At 69.2% G+C, this 15,144-nt stretch carries 14 protein-coding genes and 2 pseudogenes; 12 read left to right on the plus strand and 4 right to left on the minus strand.

Translation table 11 applies throughout. The features are described 5' to 3' along the window. Positions 1 to 128: 128 nt before the first annotated feature. The 5 genes from EF387_RS45480 (at position 129) to EF387_RS45500 (ending at position 5,246) form a co-directional block, all read left to right on the plus strand. Positions 129 to 842 (plus strand): AraC family transcriptional regulator, encoded by a 714-nt coding sequence (locus EF387_RS45480; RefSeq protein ID WP_128382446.1) that lies wholly within the window; start codon positions 129 to 131, stop codon positions 840 to 842. A 206-nt stretch (positions 843 to 1,048) separates the two neighbouring features. Continuing rightward, the gene (locus EF387_RS45485) at positions 1,049 to 2,497 is read left to right on the plus strand and encodes an MFS transporter (protein WP_128382447.1); all 1,449 of its coding nucleotides are present in this window, start codon (positions 1,049 to 1,051) and stop codon (positions 2,495 to 2,497) included. 516 nt (positions 2,498 to 3,013) lie between these two features. Continuing rightward, positions 3,014 to 3,475, plus strand: coding sequence for a DUF6153 family protein (locus EF387_RS45490; protein ID WP_238432083.1), 462 nt, complete (start codon positions 3,014 to 3,016; stop codon positions 3,473 to 3,475). Between the two features lie 94 nt (positions 3,476 to 3,569). Next, positions 3,570 to 4,223: a DUF305 domain-containing protein gene (locus EF387_RS45495; protein ID WP_128382448.1), complete on the plus strand. Its 654-nt coding sequence runs from the start codon at positions 3,570 to 3,572 to the stop codon at positions 4,221 to 4,223. Positions 4,224 to 4,361: 138 nt separating this feature from the next. After that, positions 4,362 to 5,246, plus strand: coding sequence for a F510_1955 family glycosylhydrolase (locus EF387_RS45500; RefSeq protein ID WP_128382449.1), 885 nt, complete (start codon positions 4,362 to 4,364; stop codon positions 5,244 to 5,246). Between the two features lie 143 nt (positions 5,247 to 5,389). Here the strand turns inward: EF387_RS45500 and EF387_RS45505 are convergent, their stop codons facing one another. After that, positions 5,390 to 6,025, minus strand: a complete 636-nt coding sequence (locus EF387_RS45505) for a DUF2218 domain-containing protein (RefSeq protein ID WP_128382450.1) — start codon at positions 6,023 to 6,025, stop codon at positions 5,390 to 5,392. A gap of 124 nt (positions 6,026 to 6,149) precedes the next feature. Here EF387_RS45505 and EF387_RS45510 point away from each other — a divergent pair, with 124 nt between their 5' ends. From EF387_RS45510 to EF387_RS45525, 3 genes and pseudogenes are all read left to right on the plus strand, one after another. Then, positions 6,150 to 6,740, plus strand: a complete 591-nt coding sequence (locus EF387_RS45510) for a TetR/AcrR family transcriptional regulator (protein ID WP_128382451.1) — start codon at positions 6,150 to 6,152, stop codon at positions 6,738 to 6,740. Positions 6,741 to 6,754: 14 nt separating this feature from the next. Further along, positions 6,755 to 6,904: pseudogene (locus EF387_RS50345) on the plus strand (transposase); the annotation flags it as partial. A 465-nt stretch (positions 6,905 to 7,369) separates the two neighbouring features. Continuing rightward, a complete protein-coding gene (locus EF387_RS45525; protein WP_128382453.1) occupies positions 7,370 to 8,101 on the plus strand; it encodes a hypothetical protein in 732 nt (243 codons plus the stop codon). A gap of 11 nt (positions 8,102 to 8,112) precedes the next feature. On the opposite strand, the gene EF387_RS45530 is transcribed toward EF387_RS45525, so the two are convergent. Together EF387_RS45530 and EF387_RS45535 are read right to left on the minus strand one after the other, a co-directional pair. Beyond that, positions 8,113 to 9,897: a sensor histidine kinase gene (locus EF387_RS45530; RefSeq protein WP_128382454.1), complete on the minus strand. Its 1,785-nt coding sequence runs from the start codon at positions 9,895 to 9,897 to the stop codon at positions 8,113 to 8,115. Then, complete coding sequence (locus EF387_RS45535) at positions 9,887 to 10,585, minus strand: response regulator transcription factor (protein ID WP_128382455.1); 699 nt, start codon at positions 10,583 to 10,585, stop codon at positions 9,887 to 9,889. The genes EF387_RS45530 and EF387_RS45535 overlap by 11 nt, the downstream gene beginning before the upstream one ends. A gap of 145 nt (positions 10,586 to 10,730) precedes the next feature. Here EF387_RS45535 and EF387_RS45540 point away from each other — a divergent pair, with 145 nt between their 5' ends. From EF387_RS45540 to EF387_RS45555, 4 genes are read left to right on the plus strand one after another with little or no spacing between them, the layout of a single operon-like run. Further along, complete coding sequence (locus EF387_RS45540) at positions 10,731 to 11,366, plus strand: hypothetical protein (protein ID WP_128382456.1); 636 nt, start codon at positions 10,731 to 10,733, stop codon at positions 11,364 to 11,366. Continuing rightward, the gene (locus EF387_RS45545) at positions 11,356 to 12,705 is read left to right on the plus strand and encodes a peptidoglycan-binding protein (RefSeq protein ID WP_128382457.1); all 1,350 of its coding nucleotides are present in this window, start codon (positions 11,356 to 11,358) and stop codon (positions 12,703 to 12,705) included. The genes EF387_RS45540 and EF387_RS45545 overlap by 11 nt, the downstream gene beginning before the upstream one ends. Then, complete coding sequence (locus EF387_RS45550) at positions 12,702 to 13,394, plus strand: ABC transporter ATP-binding protein (protein WP_128382458.1); 693 nt, start codon at positions 12,702 to 12,704, stop codon at positions 13,392 to 13,394. Before EF387_RS45545 ends, EF387_RS45550 begins: the two co-directional genes overlap by 4 nt. Then, complete coding sequence (locus tag EF387_RS45555) at positions 13,391 to 14,659, plus strand: ABC transporter permease (protein WP_128382459.1); 1,269 nt, start codon at positions 13,391 to 13,393, stop codon at positions 14,657 to 14,659. Before EF387_RS45550 ends, EF387_RS45555 begins: the two co-directional genes overlap by 4 nt. A gap of 233 nt (positions 14,660 to 14,892) precedes the next feature. Here the strand turns inward: EF387_RS45555 and EF387_RS45560 are convergent. Next, positions 14,893 to 15,144, minus strand: a pseudogene (locus EF387_RS45560) (IS630 family transposase); the annotation flags it as partial.

Below are 15,144 nucleotides of genomic sequence, written 5' to 3' on the forward strand. Positions count from 1 at the left end.
TCAAGCGCCCGGACTCAAAGTACTCGCCGTCGGTCAAGAAACGGCAGCACGGACCCACCCGCCGGGTCCCGGCCAAGGTCATCACCTTGAAACCGGTGATGCTTCACTAACTCAAACAACGGCATTGCCTGGCGGCGGGACAGTGGATCCCGCCGCACCGGCACCCGCAGCACCAACTGGCGTGGACCCGACGCGGTGTGCTCGGCGTCGCCGTCGACGACACCTACTGGGTCCTCCCGCCGACCCGGGCACTGTGGTTGCCGGCCGGGGTCGTCCACCGGACCGGCGCGACCCGCGATGCGGTGCTGTGCAGTCTCTACTTCGAACCCGACCGGTGTCCTCTGGACTGGACGGAACCCACCGCCGTCCGCGTCGACGGGCTGCTGGCCCACCTGATCGCCTACCTCGACCGGGAGGAACTGGCCGACGAGGCGCGGCTTCGAGCCGAGGCGGTCGTGATGGACCTGCTGCGCCCCTTGCCCGCCACACCCATCGACGTGCCGCCGGCCGTCGACGAACGCGTTCGCGCCGTGACCGACATGCTGCTCGCCGACCCCGCGGACCCGCGAAGCCTCGACGCGTACGCGCGGGCCGTCGGAGTGAGCCGACGCACCCTTACACGGCTGTTCGCACAGGACACGGGCATGAGCTTCGACCGCTGGCGCACCCATATGCGACTCAGGGCCGCCCTGCCCCTCCTCGCCGAGGGCCAACCCGTCTCCCGGGTCGCGCGGACCGTGGGGTACGCGACACCGAGCGCGTTCCTCACGGCCTTCCGCCGCACGGTCGGCACTTCCCCGACGCGCTATCTCCGCGGTGAGGTCGCCTTCGAGGGCGACTGACCCCCCTTCCCGTCGCCTTCCGGTGGCGGGCCAGGTGACCTACTCGGCCCACTCGCGGCCACCGCGCACCATTGCCTCGGATACCCGCTCCAGTGCCTCGCCCACCCGCCCCAGCCAACCTTGCATACCCCCCACGGGTATGTTACCTTCCCGCCTCAGAGATACCCCCCAGGGGTATATGGACTCGGATCGTAAAGGGGAAGGCAATGCCAACCGTCAATCCCCGGCGCTGGTGGGCACTCGCCGTGCTCGCCACCGCCCAGTTCATGGTGATCATGGACACCTCGATCATCGGGGTCGCACTCCCCCAGATGCAGAAAGACCTCGGCTTCTCGCAGGGCGAGCTGCAGTGGGTCTTCAACGCCTACGTCATCGCCTTCGGCGGCCTGCTGCTCCTCGGCGGACGCCTCTCCGACCTCCTCGGCGCCCGCCGCGTCTTCACCGCCGGCTGGACCGTGCTGATCGGCGGATCGGTCATCGCCGCCGCCGCGCAGACAGCATGGGTGGAGGTCGCCGGCCGCGCCGTACAGGGCGTCGGCGGCGCACTCATCGCCCCCGCCGCGATGACCCTGCTGATGACACTGTTCGCACACGACCCGAGGGAACTCGGCAAGGCCATGGCCCTCTACGGAGCCGCCGCCCCCGCGGGCGGCACCGCGGGAGTCTTCCTCGGCGGCGTCTTCACCGAATGGCTCAGCTGGCCCTGGGTGTTCATCATCTACATCCCCATCGGCCTCGCCACGCTCGCGGCCACCGGGCTGCTGCCGACGGTCGCCCCGCGCCGCGGCGCCATCGACGTGCTGGGCGCCGCCGCGGTCACCGCGGGCCTCGCTCTCGCCGTCTTCGCCGTCGTACGCGCCCCGGACACCGGCTGGGCATCCACCCGGACCGTGCTGGAACTCCTCGGCGCCGGAGCCCTGTTGGTCGTCTTCTTCGCCATCCAGAAGTCCGTACGGGAGCCGCTGATGCCGCTCGGCATCTGGCGCGTGCCACGGCTCGGCTCCGCCAACTGGGCCATGACCCTGCTGGGGGCCGCATGGATCCCGATGTGGTACTTCCTCAACCTCTACCTCCAGCAGGTACTCGGGTACGGGGCGTTCGCCTCGGGTGCCGCGCTGCTGCCGATGACCGTGTTGCTCATGGTCTTCATGACCGCGATCACCGCGCGCCTGCTGGCCCGCGTCGGCGCCAAGCCGCTCATCGGCGGAGGACTCCTCGTCCTCGCTCTCGGACTGGTGTGGCTGTCGGCCGTGGAGCCGAGCGGCTCCTTCCTGGTCGACGTACTGCCCGCCTCGCTGGTGGCGGCGCTGGGCATGTCGCTGGCCTACATCCCGGCGATGATGGCGGCCATGGCCGGAGCACCGCGGGAACAGGCCGGCCTGGCCTCCGGCATCGTCAACACCACCTACCAGATCGGCTCCGCGCTCGGCCTGGCCGCACTCACCGCCCTGGCCACATCACAAGGCGCAGGCCGGCTCGGTGATCTGGCCGCGCTGACGGACGGCTTCAGCGCGGCGTTCACCGCCGCCGCGGTCATCGCCGCGATCGGCGGGCTCAGCACGCTTCTGCTGATGCGCACCGACAAGTCAGCGGCGGCCGCCGCCCGCCAGGAGCAGCCCGAGCACGAGGCGCCGGGCGAGCAGGTCGGGGTCTGAGCCATGAACTGCCTGACCGTGAGGCGGCGATGTCGACACCGGCGGCCCGCCGGATCCCCACCGGATCCGGCGGACCGTCGGCCCGTACCGGCAGGTCCGCGGCTCACGCAGACCGACGAGGAAGGCTTCTGATCGTGCGTGCACCATTGCAGAAAGGCGCTCTACGGCGGGCGGCCGGGCACCCGGTGGTGAGGATGACGGCCGCCGCTCTGCTCCAGGCCCTGGCAACTCATCTCAGCAACAAGCTCGGTGACGACCCGTCATATACGGGATGTCCGGGCGAGTGCGTCCGCGGCGGACCCCGATGACAGTAAGTGGAGCCTGGGTACCCGTCCGGCTCCGCCGCCTCAGCAACCCGACGACGCCGAGGTACCCATGCGTCAGCCCCCGACCGACAGCGCCAATCAGCTTAGTAGGATGGCGAACGCACGCCTCCGCACGGCCGGATCGACACCCCTGGGTACGGTCGGGACCGGGGAGGCGGCTTCGCAGCGAACCAGTGACGGGATTCGAGTGATGGCGAGCCGGTACCTACGCGCAGGCGGCGCCCTCGGGCACCTGTTGCTCGTCGCGGTGCTCGCCCTGGGCGTCTTCGCGATGCACAGCGTGGGGCATCCCAGCGAGCCGTCCGGATCCGCGATGAGCGCCGCGTCCCACGCGACGGCGCCAACGGGCTCCGCCCCGGGTCATGTCCCCATGAGCACGCCCGCCGGGACGGACATGGGTGGCCACGCAACGGATCCGGCGGCCTCGGCTGACTCGGCGGCCACCCATCAGCCCATCATGCCCATGGACATGGTCACGCTGTGTGTCGCGGTCCTGTTCGGCGCGTGGGTGCTCGCCACGATCCTCAAGTCGGCGTTCGCCCGCCACCAGGAGTGGCTCGCGAGGCTCCTGGCGCAGGTCGCCGCCGTACCGCGGACCAATCCTCCGCCTCGCGTACCCGACCTCTCCCGGTTGTCAGTTCTGCGGCTGTAGGCCGAACCGCTCTCGCGGGCGCGCACACGCGCGGTCCCGCGGCCTTGCGTACGCCAGAACAGCCACGAGAACCGACACCTGAGGTGAATCCACCATGACTCCCACTTCCCTCACCAGTGCCCTGCGCCGCAAGGCTGCCCGCCGCATCGCCACCGTGGGCGCCGTCACCGCCGGCGCCCTGTTCCTCGCCGCGTGCGGCGGCAACGGTGACGACATGAGCGGCATGGACCACGGCAGCGGCAACAGCTCGGCGTCGGCGACCGCCGAGGGTGGAGCCGGATCCGCGAGCTTCAACGACGCGGATGTCGCCTTCGCGCAGATGATGATCCCGCACCACGAGCAGGCCCTGGAGATGGCCCGGCTGGCCGACGGGCGGGCCTCCGACGCGGAGGTCAAGGACATCGCCGGGAAGGTCGAGGAGGCCCAGGACCCGGAGATCAAGACGATGAAGGGCTGGCTGGGGTCCTGGAAGCAGCCGACCGCGATGGAGTCCATGCCCGGCATGGACCACGGCGGCGGCGGGATGATGTCCGACGCGGACATGAAGGAACTCCAGGCCATGAAGGGCACCGAGTTCGACAAGATGTTCGCCGAGATGATGATCGAGCACCACAACGGTGCCATCAGCGCGGCCAAGGAAGAGCAGAAGAACGGCAAGAACGCCGATGCCATGAAGATGGCCGGTGAGATCGTCAAGGGGCAGTCGGCCGAGGTCAAGCAGTTCCAGGGCATCCTCGACCGGCTCTGAGCCCCGCCGCATGCGGCGCACTTCAAACTCCGCCGTGTACCGGCCGTCCAGGCCGCCTCCCATGCCGACTGTCCGGGCTGTGCCGCGCTCGCGCCGCTCAGCCCGGGCGGCCGCCCCCTCCTTCCCTCCCGAGGATCCATGAACCAGCGCCTTGCCGCCGCGGCAGCCACCGCGGTCACCCTCAGCCTCGCCCTGACCGCCTGCTCCGGCAGCGACAACGACACGGACGGGTCCGCAGCTGCCTCCGGATCGGGCTCCGGCGTCACCGTGAGCCACATACACGGCCTCGGCCTTGACCCCTCCGACCAGCGCCTGTACGTCGCGACACACGAAGGTGTCTACACCCCTGACGCCAAGGGCCGGCCGAAGCTGGTGGGCGGCAGCAAGGACGACTTCATGGGCTTCACGGTGGCCGAGAAGAACACGTTCCTCGCGAGTGGACATCCCACCAACGGGGACGGCGGCCCCGGCAACAAGGGGCTGATCAAGAGCACGGACACCGGCCGGACCTGGAAGTCACTGTCCCTGTCCGGAGAGTCCGACTTTCACGCGCTGGAGTATGTGCACGGCACCGTCTACGGCTACGACTCCACCAATGGCCGACTGCGCACCAGCAAGGACGGCAGCAAGTGGAAGGACGGAGCGACGCTGGGGGCGCTCGACATCGCGGTCAGCCCCGAGGACCCGGAACTCGTACTCGCCACCACGGAACAAGGCGTGACTCGGAGCACCGACGGCGGAAAGACCTTCGCCGCGGCCGAGCGACCGGTGATGGCCTTTCTCTCCTGGTCGGCGAAGGACGCGCTGTACGGAATCGACCCGACCGGCGGGCTGCAGCGCAGTGCCGACGGTGGCAGCACGTGGAAGAAGGCGGCCACGGTGCCGGGCGGTCAGCCCCAGGCGCTCACGGCCGTCGGCGCCGAGCACGTCCTGATCGCCACGCAGAGCGGGGTCTACGAATCGAAGGACGGCGGCAGAACCTTCACCAAGCGGCTCGAGGTCGAGTCGAGCGGCGGCCATTGAGCCGACGCACACCCGTACCTGCACCTCTCCACCGCAGTGCCGCATGGCGGCAGTGCTGCATGACCGCAGTGCCGCGGTGCGTCCAGCAACGCTCGGCGGCGCTCAGCAACGCTCGGCGGTGCTCAGCGGTTCTTCGTGGATGCTCAGCGGTTCTTCGTGGCTCGCGCACGACGGATGGCGTACCGGCCCAGGACCGTGGCCTTCACCAGGATGACCATCAGGACTCCGGCGACGGCCCAGCCGGTCCACTGCCAGTTCGCCACGACGGCACCGGCCAATCCGAGATGCACGGCGAGAACGACCGCAATGACACCTACGAGACCGACCACCCGGAGCTGCTTGCGGTGTGACACCGCTCCTCCTCCAGGCACTTCGGTCGCACCGACGGACTCGGCGGAACCCGCGGTCGGCCCCGGTCGCTGCCAGCTCACCTGCAACCCGTCACGTCGGCCGAACCGTTCGACATGACCGGCGACGACGTCCTGCAATCTCCTCAGATCCTCGTCGCCGACGGCTTCCACACGCAGTGTCAGTGCGCCGGGAGCGGCCCGTAGGGTGACCCGGCCCCAAGGAAGGTCGACCTGCCCGTCGGTGTCGGACCATTCGACCTGTGCCTGTGCCGCCACAGCCCGCATGTCCCGGAACGCCCGCTCGTCACCACTCCCGTGCGCGCGTGGCCGGTGGCCCAGATGGCGGCCCTTGTTGGAGAAGTGCTTGCAGAGCTGGACCAGATACCGGCTGGGGCGATCGGTCTCGACGCGGGCTTCGACGGTTGGCATGTCGTTCCTCTCGAGTCCCCTGACAGCCACAGCTTCATTGATACCTTCGCCGATACCTTTATCGAGACAACCTGTCTATGTCAATCCATAGTGTCACGACATCGCCGGATCGTATGCTGGGGCCGTGCCCAAGCTGTGGAACGAGACGATCGACGCTCACCGAGCCGCAGTACGCGCAGCGGTACTGGACACCACCGCGACCCTGGTCGCCGAGCACGGGCTGACGTCCGTGACGATGTCGCGGATCGCCAAGGACTCCGGGATCGGTCGCGCGACGCTGTACAAGTACTTTCCGGACGTCGAGTCGATCCTGCTCGCCTGGCACGAGCGCCAGATCAGCCATCACCTCGACCGGCTGGCCGAGGTCCGGGACCAGGCCGAGGGCGCCGGTGCACGACTGAAGGCCGTGCTGCTGGCGTTCGCCCTCATCTCCCACGAGTCCCGGCGGCACCACAACAGCGGGCCGGCGGCGTCCCTGCACCGGGATCAGCAGGTCACTCAGGCACAGCGGCAACTCCACGGCATGGTCGAGGACTTGCTCACCGAAGGCACGCGAACAGGTGACGTCCGGAAGGACATCGGGCCGGGCGAACTCGCGAGTTACTGCATCCACGCCCTCGGCGCGGCCGGTGACCTGCCGTCAAAGGCGGCGGTCCACCGGCTCGTCACGGTCACTCTGGCCGGGGTGCGGCCAGACCCCGCCGAGCGTCACTGAACCGCCATCACCGGAAGCCGGTCGAAGAGGCTTTCCCCCAGCACCCGGACGCTGAGATCATCATCAGCTTCCCCGGCCTCGGCGTGCAGGTCGGCGCCCGGGTGCTCGCCGAGATCGGGGACGACCGCACTCGCCTTGCCGACGCCCGAGGGCTGAAGGCGTGGCAGGCAACGTTTGTCGATGGTCGTGGGCAACGCTGAGCGATCAAACGGCTCGGAAATGTCGATGAGAACTGACAACGGTGGAGGGACACGGAAGGGTCACTGGTGCTCGGATGAGGCTTGTCATCGGCAGATGGCCAGCCTGCGTCGCTCTCGGTCGATCTCGGTGACGACGACCGTGACCTCGTCGCCGACCTGGACGGCATACGACGGAGTTTGCGCAACACGCGGCGCCTTCGCGTCACCGCACCAGGGACCAGGGACCACGGCCCACCCGTCAAAGGCCGGGGCGTGCAATCGGCGGTGGTCAGACCTCCTTCGGGTGAGTGGCGCGACGGCGGCGGTCCCAGCGGGACCCGACGCGAAATACGGTGGCCGCGGCTCCCCTGACGCTCGGTCTGCGCCGACGACTGCGTCTGGAGATCGTCAAGCGTGTCGGTCGACGAGATCGAGAGGACTGGGTCTGCCATGAGTTCGGACACCCCCTTCGACAAGGGGACGGCTGCGGCCGACTCACCGCGGGGCGGGCTGACGATCGCCGGCGGGCTCATGCTCGGAGGCTTCCTCGTCAACATCATCTCGACCGCCTTCCACCCTTCCGGAGACGAGGACGACCACCGGGCGGTGTTCACCGAGTACGCGGACAGCAGTCCATGGGTCGCGGTCCATCTCGGTCAGTTCGTCGGCGTCGTCCTCGCACTGAGCGGCTTGTTGCTGCTTTACCGCGTTCTGCGTCGCACCGACGGTTTGGCTCCGCTCCCTTCGCTCGCGGCCGCCGCGACCGTCGCGACCGCCGCCGCGTGGGCCGTGTTGCAGGGGCTGGACGGCGTGGGGTTGCAGCAAGCCGCCGAGGCGTGGCAGAGCGCGTCAGGCATGGAGAAGCGGATCCGCTATGCGAACGCCGAGACCGTGCGCTGGCTGGAATGGGGACTGCAGAGCTACTTCCGCGTCTTCCTGGGGCTGGCCTTCCTCCTCTTCGGAGCCGCGCTCCTGGCCAGTCGCAGGGTCGCCGGCTGGCTGGGCTGGGCGGCTGTTCTCGCGGGCCTGTGCTCCGTGACGATCGGCGTGGACGTCGGCTACAACGGGCTGGCAAGCGGCCTCCAGGACGTCATGGGTCTCACCTTCCTCGCCCTGGCTCTCGTCTTCGCGATCGGAATCCTCCTCACCGGAACACGCGAGCGCGCCCGGCAGCGCGCATAAGAACGCACGGTTCAGCAGGGCAACCGCACCTGGAACACCGTCTCCACATGCGGCCGGCTCGCCACGGAGACATCTCCGCCGTGTGCCCGCACCAGCTGTCTGACGATGGACAGCCCCAGCCCGCTGCCTCCCGTCCGCCTGTTGCGGGACTGTTCGGCCCGCCAGAAGCGGTCGAACACCCGGGGCAGGTCCTCCTGGCCGATGCCGCTGCCCGTGTCCTTCACCTCGATGGCGACGGCGCCTGCCACGCGGCGGGCGCTGAGGGTGACGCGGCCGTTGGGCGGGGTATGGCGTATCGCGTTGGACAGGAGGTTGCCCAGGACCTGGCGGAGGCGGACCGGGTCGGCGTGGATCCAGAGGCCGTCCGGGGCGTGGACGGCGGTCTCGACACCGCCGGCGTGTGCGGTCGCCCGATGCGCGCTCATGGTCTGCTCCATCAGCTCACGGAGGTCCAGCTCCTGTGGACTCAGGCGCAGGGTGCCGGCGTCGGCGGCGGCGAGCACCTGGAGGTCGTCCACGATGTGCTGGAGGAGCTCCGCCTCCTCCTGGAGCGAGGTGATGAGCGCCGCGTCGGTCTCGGCCAGGCCGTCCTGTGCCGCGTCCAGCCAGCCGCGGATGTTGGTGAGGGGCGTGCGGAGTTCGTGGGCGATGTCGTTGACCATGACCCGGCGCTGCTGGTCGGTGCGTTCGCGGCGTTCCGACAGGTCGTTGAGGGCGGCGGCCAGATAGCCGGTCTCGTCCTTGGCGGTGACGGGGATACGGAGGTCCCGGCCCGAGGGGGAGCGGGCCGCGTTGGTCAGCGCGCGCAGCGGACGCACCAGCCTGATCGCGATGACGGCGGTCACGGCGATGGTCCCGGCCAGGACCAGACCGGTGGTGGCCAGGACCCTGAGGGTGCCGGCCGGTGACAGGTCGAAGACGGCGGTGGCCGTGCGGGGCGGGCTGGTGACGAACAGGAGGGCCGCGGGGGCGACATACGCCGCCAACTGCTCCCGCCGGCCTTCCTCCACACAGTCGTCCACAGCGGCGGAACCCTCCGCGGAGTCGTCGCCTACCGCCCGGAAGTCCACCGTGATGGTCAGTGCTTCGGGCAGGCGTAGGTGGTTGCGCTCGGCGCAGCCGCGGACGAGTCCGGCGAGTTCGGCGAGGGCCGCGGCCTCGGTCGGGGTGGGGAGGAGCAGGAGCTTGGTCGCGCAGGCCGGGATGAAGTCCCCCGAGCCCCTGAGATTGCGCAGGGCAGGTCTGCCACTGGCCTCCTCGACGATGTGCGGGCGCATTCCCGTCCGGCCGTAGATGCAGCTGACCTCATCGCGGGCGACCCGTAGCAGCTTCGCCCGCTCCTCGGCGGGCAGGCGGTAGGGGCCGACGGCGCGTGGGTCGATGCGGGAGGCCTGCTCCGCCTGGCCGACAGCCTGATCCGTGGACGGAGCGACGTGCAGCGGATCGATCACTGCGCTCTCGTTGACGGGCAGCCGTTCCGCGGCCGACCGCTGCGACGCGGCGATGACCTGACGCGCCCGCGTGGTCAGGATGATGGTGCGCCCCGTCTTCCGGGAGAGATCCCGGACGGTGCGCTCGACACCGTTCCAGTTCCGGTGCGTCGCGGCGAAGCCCTCCAGCGTCTCCTGGATGGTGGCGTCGTCCGCGAGATCCTGGCCCCGCTCCTGCTCGATGGCGACGGTGGTGCCGCGTACCGTCAGCCAGGCCGTGGCTCCGATGGACACCAGGGAGATCAGCACGGAGGTGATCAGCAGCCGGACCAACAGGCTGTTGCGGAGCGGGACTTCAGACACCACTGCGGCCTCGGGACAGCTTGTATCCGATGCCGTGCACGGTCAGCAGCAACTCCGGTCTGCGCGGCGAGGTCTCGATCTTCTTCCGCAGGTTCAATATGTGCATGTCCACGGTGCGTTCGGTGACGGCCCGGCCGTGACCGGTGATGCAGTGCAGCAGCTGAGCCCGGGTGAAGACCCGGTCGGGTTCGGCCGCCAACGTGCAGAGCAGGCGGAACTCGCCGGGGGTGCAGTTCACCGGGCGGCCGTGGACGGACACCTCGTGTCGGTCCGGGGCCACGGTCAGCGGTCCGGCCTTCAGGAGCACTTCCTCCGTACGCTCCGGCTGCCGGGTGCGCCGCAGCAGGGTCCGGATGCGGGCCACCAGTTCGCGCGGCCGGTACGGCTTGGTCATGTAGTCGTCCGCCCCGATGTGCAGGCCAAGGAGCAGATCGTCCTCGGCGGAGCGGGCGGTGAGCATCAGAATGGGCATATCGCCCGTGCCGCGTATCCGGCGGCATATCTCAAGCCCGTCCAGACCGGGCAGCATCCAGTCGAGAACGAGCAGGTCGGGTGGCCGCCGGGTGGCTTCCTCGAGGACTGTCGGACCGTCGTGCACCACGGTTACGGCATGGCCGTCGTGCACCAGGTAACGACGGATCAGTTCTGCCTGTTTCTCGTCGTCTTCGGCCACCAGCACGTATGCGGACATGGCCCGATGATAAGCCTGCGGAGCGTCAGGTGAACGGCGGAACATTTGACTCGGTTCTCTGACAACTTCTTGACAATCGCATGAAGTGGTCCGGCGGGGAGAAGTGTTGACACCTTTCTGACATTGCCTTGGCACGCTTCCAGGCATGCGAAAGAACTCAGGCCTCCCTGCCCCCGGTCAGGACCGTCCGGCCAAGAAGATCTTGTTCCTCACCTGCGCCGTGCTGGCGGTGACACTGATCACCGGCTGCTCCTCCGGGGGAGACGCCGAGAGCAAGGACGACGGAGTCGTCTCCGTCCCGGAATCCGGTGGAGGCGGAAAGGGCGGTGCGCCGAAGAGTCCGGCGGCCGACGATTCCGAGTCCGGCCGCCCCCAGATTCGGCTGGACACTACAGAACTCGAGAAAATACGCATGTTCCAGGGCTATCTGCGCTGCCTCAAGGATCACGGAGTGCCCATTTCAGGGCCGGGGAACAAGATGCCGGAAGCCGATCCCGGAACACTGTGGTTTCCCAGTATGGATGTGGCCAAAGAGCGCCCGGATGTGGAAAAGGCATGTCTCGGAAAGAGGCCGCTGCCACCCCCGGAGACGGACCCGAAGAAAAACCCCGACTACATGGCCGATTACACCGAGTGGATCGAGTGCAACAACCGCAGAGGCCTCAAGGTGAACCCCCTTCCTGACGGAGGCGGCTGGAACTACAAGCCCGGTGCGATTCCGCCCAAAAATGAGGGGCAGATCGACCAGGAATGCATGATAGAGGCGTTCAGTGATAAATGAGCGCGACGTCGCGGACACCATGCCCCTGCGGGTGACGGTCCAGGAAGAGGCAGATCCGCGCACGCCGACGGCGGGCCGGCGGAAGAAGAAGGCCCTGTATCTCGCCGTCGTCGCCGTGCTGCTCGCGGGGGGAACGGGCGCCGGGCTGCTGTGGGCCGGCCGGGGCGGGAGCGCCTCCGCACCCGAGGCCGGCCCGAAGGTCAAACAGATCGCCGTGGTGAAAACGGATCTGTCGGGCAGCAGAGAGATGCAGGGCACGCTCGGCTACGACTCCGCGCGCACGATCCGCAGTGCCGGCGAAGGACGGGTGACGTGGCTTGCCAACCGGGGGGCGACGGTCAAACGCGGCCAGGAGCTGTACCGCGTCGACGAGCGTCCCGCCGTGGTCTTCTACGGCAGCACACCCCTGTACCGCAGGCTCGACACCCCCGGCACCGTCGGCCGTGACATACGGGTCGTCGCCGACAACCTCAAGGCTCTCGGCTACGGCATCGGTACACAGCCCGCGCCGGGCACGGTCGTCCGGCAGGAGGCCCCCGCGGGCGCCCCCGCGCCCGTGCCAACGGGCCCTGGGCAGGGGGAGACCACGCCCCCGGGCGGCCCGTCCTCGGCCGGCCCGTCCTCCGCTCCGGACGGCAAAGCCGGCAAGTCAACCGATGCGTCACAGGAGGGGGCAGCGAGCCCAAGTCCGACGCAGTCCACGGTCAGGGAGGGCGACGGGGTGCTCACCAGGTCCCTGATGTCCGCGATCGAGCGCTGGCAGAAGGCCGTGGGCATCGATCCGACCGGCATCCTCGACTTCTCCGACGTGGTCGTGACGAAGTCGGCGGTGCGGATCTCCGACGTCCTCGCCCAGCCCGGGGACGACGCGTCGCGGGACCTGATGACGGTGACCTCCACCACCAAGTCCGTGACCGTGCCGGTGGAGTCGCTCGACATCGGGTCCATCAAGTCGGGCCAAAAGGTCACCGTGGTGCTGCCCGACCAGTCCACCGCCGCGGGCCGGGTCGACGCGATCAGCACCATCGTCCAGGGAGAGCAGGACGAGTCGGGCAGCACCGGGCAGACCAAGACCAACGTCACCGTGTTGCTGGACGACCCGAAGGCCGTGAAGAGCATCGACTCCGCTCCCGTGCAGGCCCAGTTCCAGGGGGAGTCCAAGAAGGGCGTACTCGCCGTCCCGGTCGGCGCCCTGCTCGCCCTGCGCGAGGGAGGGTACGCGGTCCGGCTCTCCGGCGGCAGGCTCGTCCCCGTCGACACGGGCATGTTCGCCGGGGGACTGGTCGAGATCAGCGGCCAGGGCGTCAGCGAGGGCATGAAGGTGGAAACCACGGCATGACCGACGTGATCAGCGTGCACGAGGCGAGCGTGATCTATCCCCCCGAGGTGAGAGCCCTCGACCGGGTCTCCCTGTCCGTCTCGCAGGGCGAACTGCTGGCCATCGTCGGCCCTTCCGGCTCCGGCAAGTCCACGCTGCTCAACATCATGGGCACGCTGGCCTCGCCCACCAGCGGCAGCGTGGTCATCGAGGGGCAGGACGTGGCGGAGTTGTCCGACCGCCAGCTGTCCGCCCTGCGCGGGAGGCGCCTGGGTTTCGTCTTCCAGCACTTCCACCTGACGGACGGACTCACCGCGGCGGAGAACGTGGCGACCGGCCTGCTGTACGCCGGTGTGCCCAGGAAGTACCGCAAGAAACTGGCCGAGGAGGCCCTGGCCCGGGTCGGACTTGCCCGCCGGGCCGGCCATCTGCCGGGGCAGCTCTCCGGAGGGGAGCGCCAACGGGTCGCCATAGCCCGCGCGGTCGTCCATGAGCCGGCTCTGGTCCTCGCCGACGAGCCGACCGGCGCACTCGACACCGCCAACGGCGCCGCGGCGCTCGCCCTGTTGACCGAACTCAACGCGGCGGGCACCACGATCGCGCTCATCACCCACGACCGTGACATCGCCGACCAGTTGCCACGCAGGGTTCAGATGCGTGACGGTCGCCTGGTCGCGGACACCGCACTGACCGGAAGCCGCCCGTCATGACCGCCCCCGTCAAGCCGTCCCGCCCCGCGCTGCGGCGCTCTTCCCGGCGTGCCGAAGACAAGATCAAGCCGGTACGTCTCGCCTTTCTCGACCTGTTGGGCCTGGGGCTCCTCGGCCTGCGCACCCGCAAGATGCGCGCCGCGCTGTCGGCGCTCGGCATCTCGATCGGCGTCGCCACGATGGTGGTGGTGACGGGAATCCCGGCCTCCAGTCAACGGGCGCTGATGGACGAGATCTCGGCGCTGGGGTCCAACATGCTGCGGGTGCAGCCGTATCCGGGACAGCAGGGACCGCCGGTCAGGCTGCCCGAGGAATCGGTCGCCATGGTGCGCCGCATCCAACCGGTCACCGAGGCGAGCGCGGTGGCCAACACCCATGCCGCGGTCCAGCGGTCCGACCGCATCGGTGATGACGACTATTCCGGTACCGGACTCAGCGTGCTCGCGGCCCGACGCGACCTGCTGAGCGTGGTGGGCGGAAAAGTCTTCTCGGGAAGGTTCTTCAGCGCCGCCGATGAGCAGTTCCCCACGGCCGTACTGGGCTACCGGGCCGCCAGCAGCCTCGGCATCGGGGAAATCCCCGAGAACGGCCCGGCTCCACAGATACAGATCAACAAGTCGTGGTTCACCGTGATCGGCGTCCTGCATTCCATACCGCTGGCCAACGATCTCGACAACGCCGTACTGACGGGATGGCCGGCCGCCAAGAAGACACTGCGCTTCGGGGGAAACCCCACGGTGATCTACGTCAAGGCACGTGAGGCCCATCTGGAGGACGTACGGAGCGTACTCCCCGCCACCGTGTTCCCCGAGCAGCCCGGACAGGTCCAGGTCAGCCGCCCGTCCGACGCCCTGGCGGCCAAGCGCGCCACGCAGAACACCTTCTCCTCCCTCTTCCTGGGCCTGGCCGGTGTCGCCCTGCTGGTCGGCGGAATCGGCGTGGCCAACACCATGGTCATCTCGGTCCTGGAGCGCCGGAGGGACATCGGGCTCCGCCGGGCGCTGGGCGCGACCCGCGGTCAGATACGCATCCAGTTCCTCACCGAGTCCGTGGCGCTGTCGCTGCTCGGCGCCATCGCAGGAGCCCTGTTCGGCGTCCTCGCGAACGTCGGCTACGCGGCCTACCAGGGCTGGCCGACGGTGATCCCTCTGCTCTCGCTCACGGGCGGCTGCCTCGGCGCCGTGCTGATCGGCATGGCGGCCGGTGTCTATCCCTCGGTCCGCGCGGCACGCCTTCCCCCTACGGAGGCGCTGGCGTCGACGTGAGCGTCCGGCCGTGGCCGCGACCGAGCGCCGCGAGCGGTGGAACCACCCGTGGAGCGCGATGGCGGGCCGGCCCGAGGCGATCGGCAGCCGCGGCGCGGCTACTTGTCCCAGATCCTGCGGTAGGACGCGCGGTAGCCCTCGGCGTCCCAGGACAGGGCGCCGCCGCTGTTGGCGGCGGTGCTGATGTGCACCGGTGCGACGTATCCGCTGGTCGGCTTGCCGGCGAAGCCAGCATCGACGGCACGGTGGCGGCGGTGCAGGGAGCCGATGACCTCGCCCGTGGCGGCGTTGAGCGCCGCGAACAAGGTGGTGACGCCGCCGCGCAGGTAGTCGTGGGTGCGGCGCTCGGGCATGCCGCGCATCATCGGCAGCACCGGGGCCGAGCGGTCCAGCGCCTGTATCTGGGACTTCTCGTCGACGCAGAGCACGATGGCGCGCTCGGGCGGATCCAGGTACAGGCCCACCACGTCGCGGACCTTCTCAAT

The organism is Streptomyces cavernae, from assembly GCF_004023625.1.
In the GTDB taxonomy this organism is placed as follows: Bacteria; Actinomycetota; Actinomycetes; order Streptomycetales; family Streptomycetaceae; genus Streptomyces; species Streptomyces cavernae.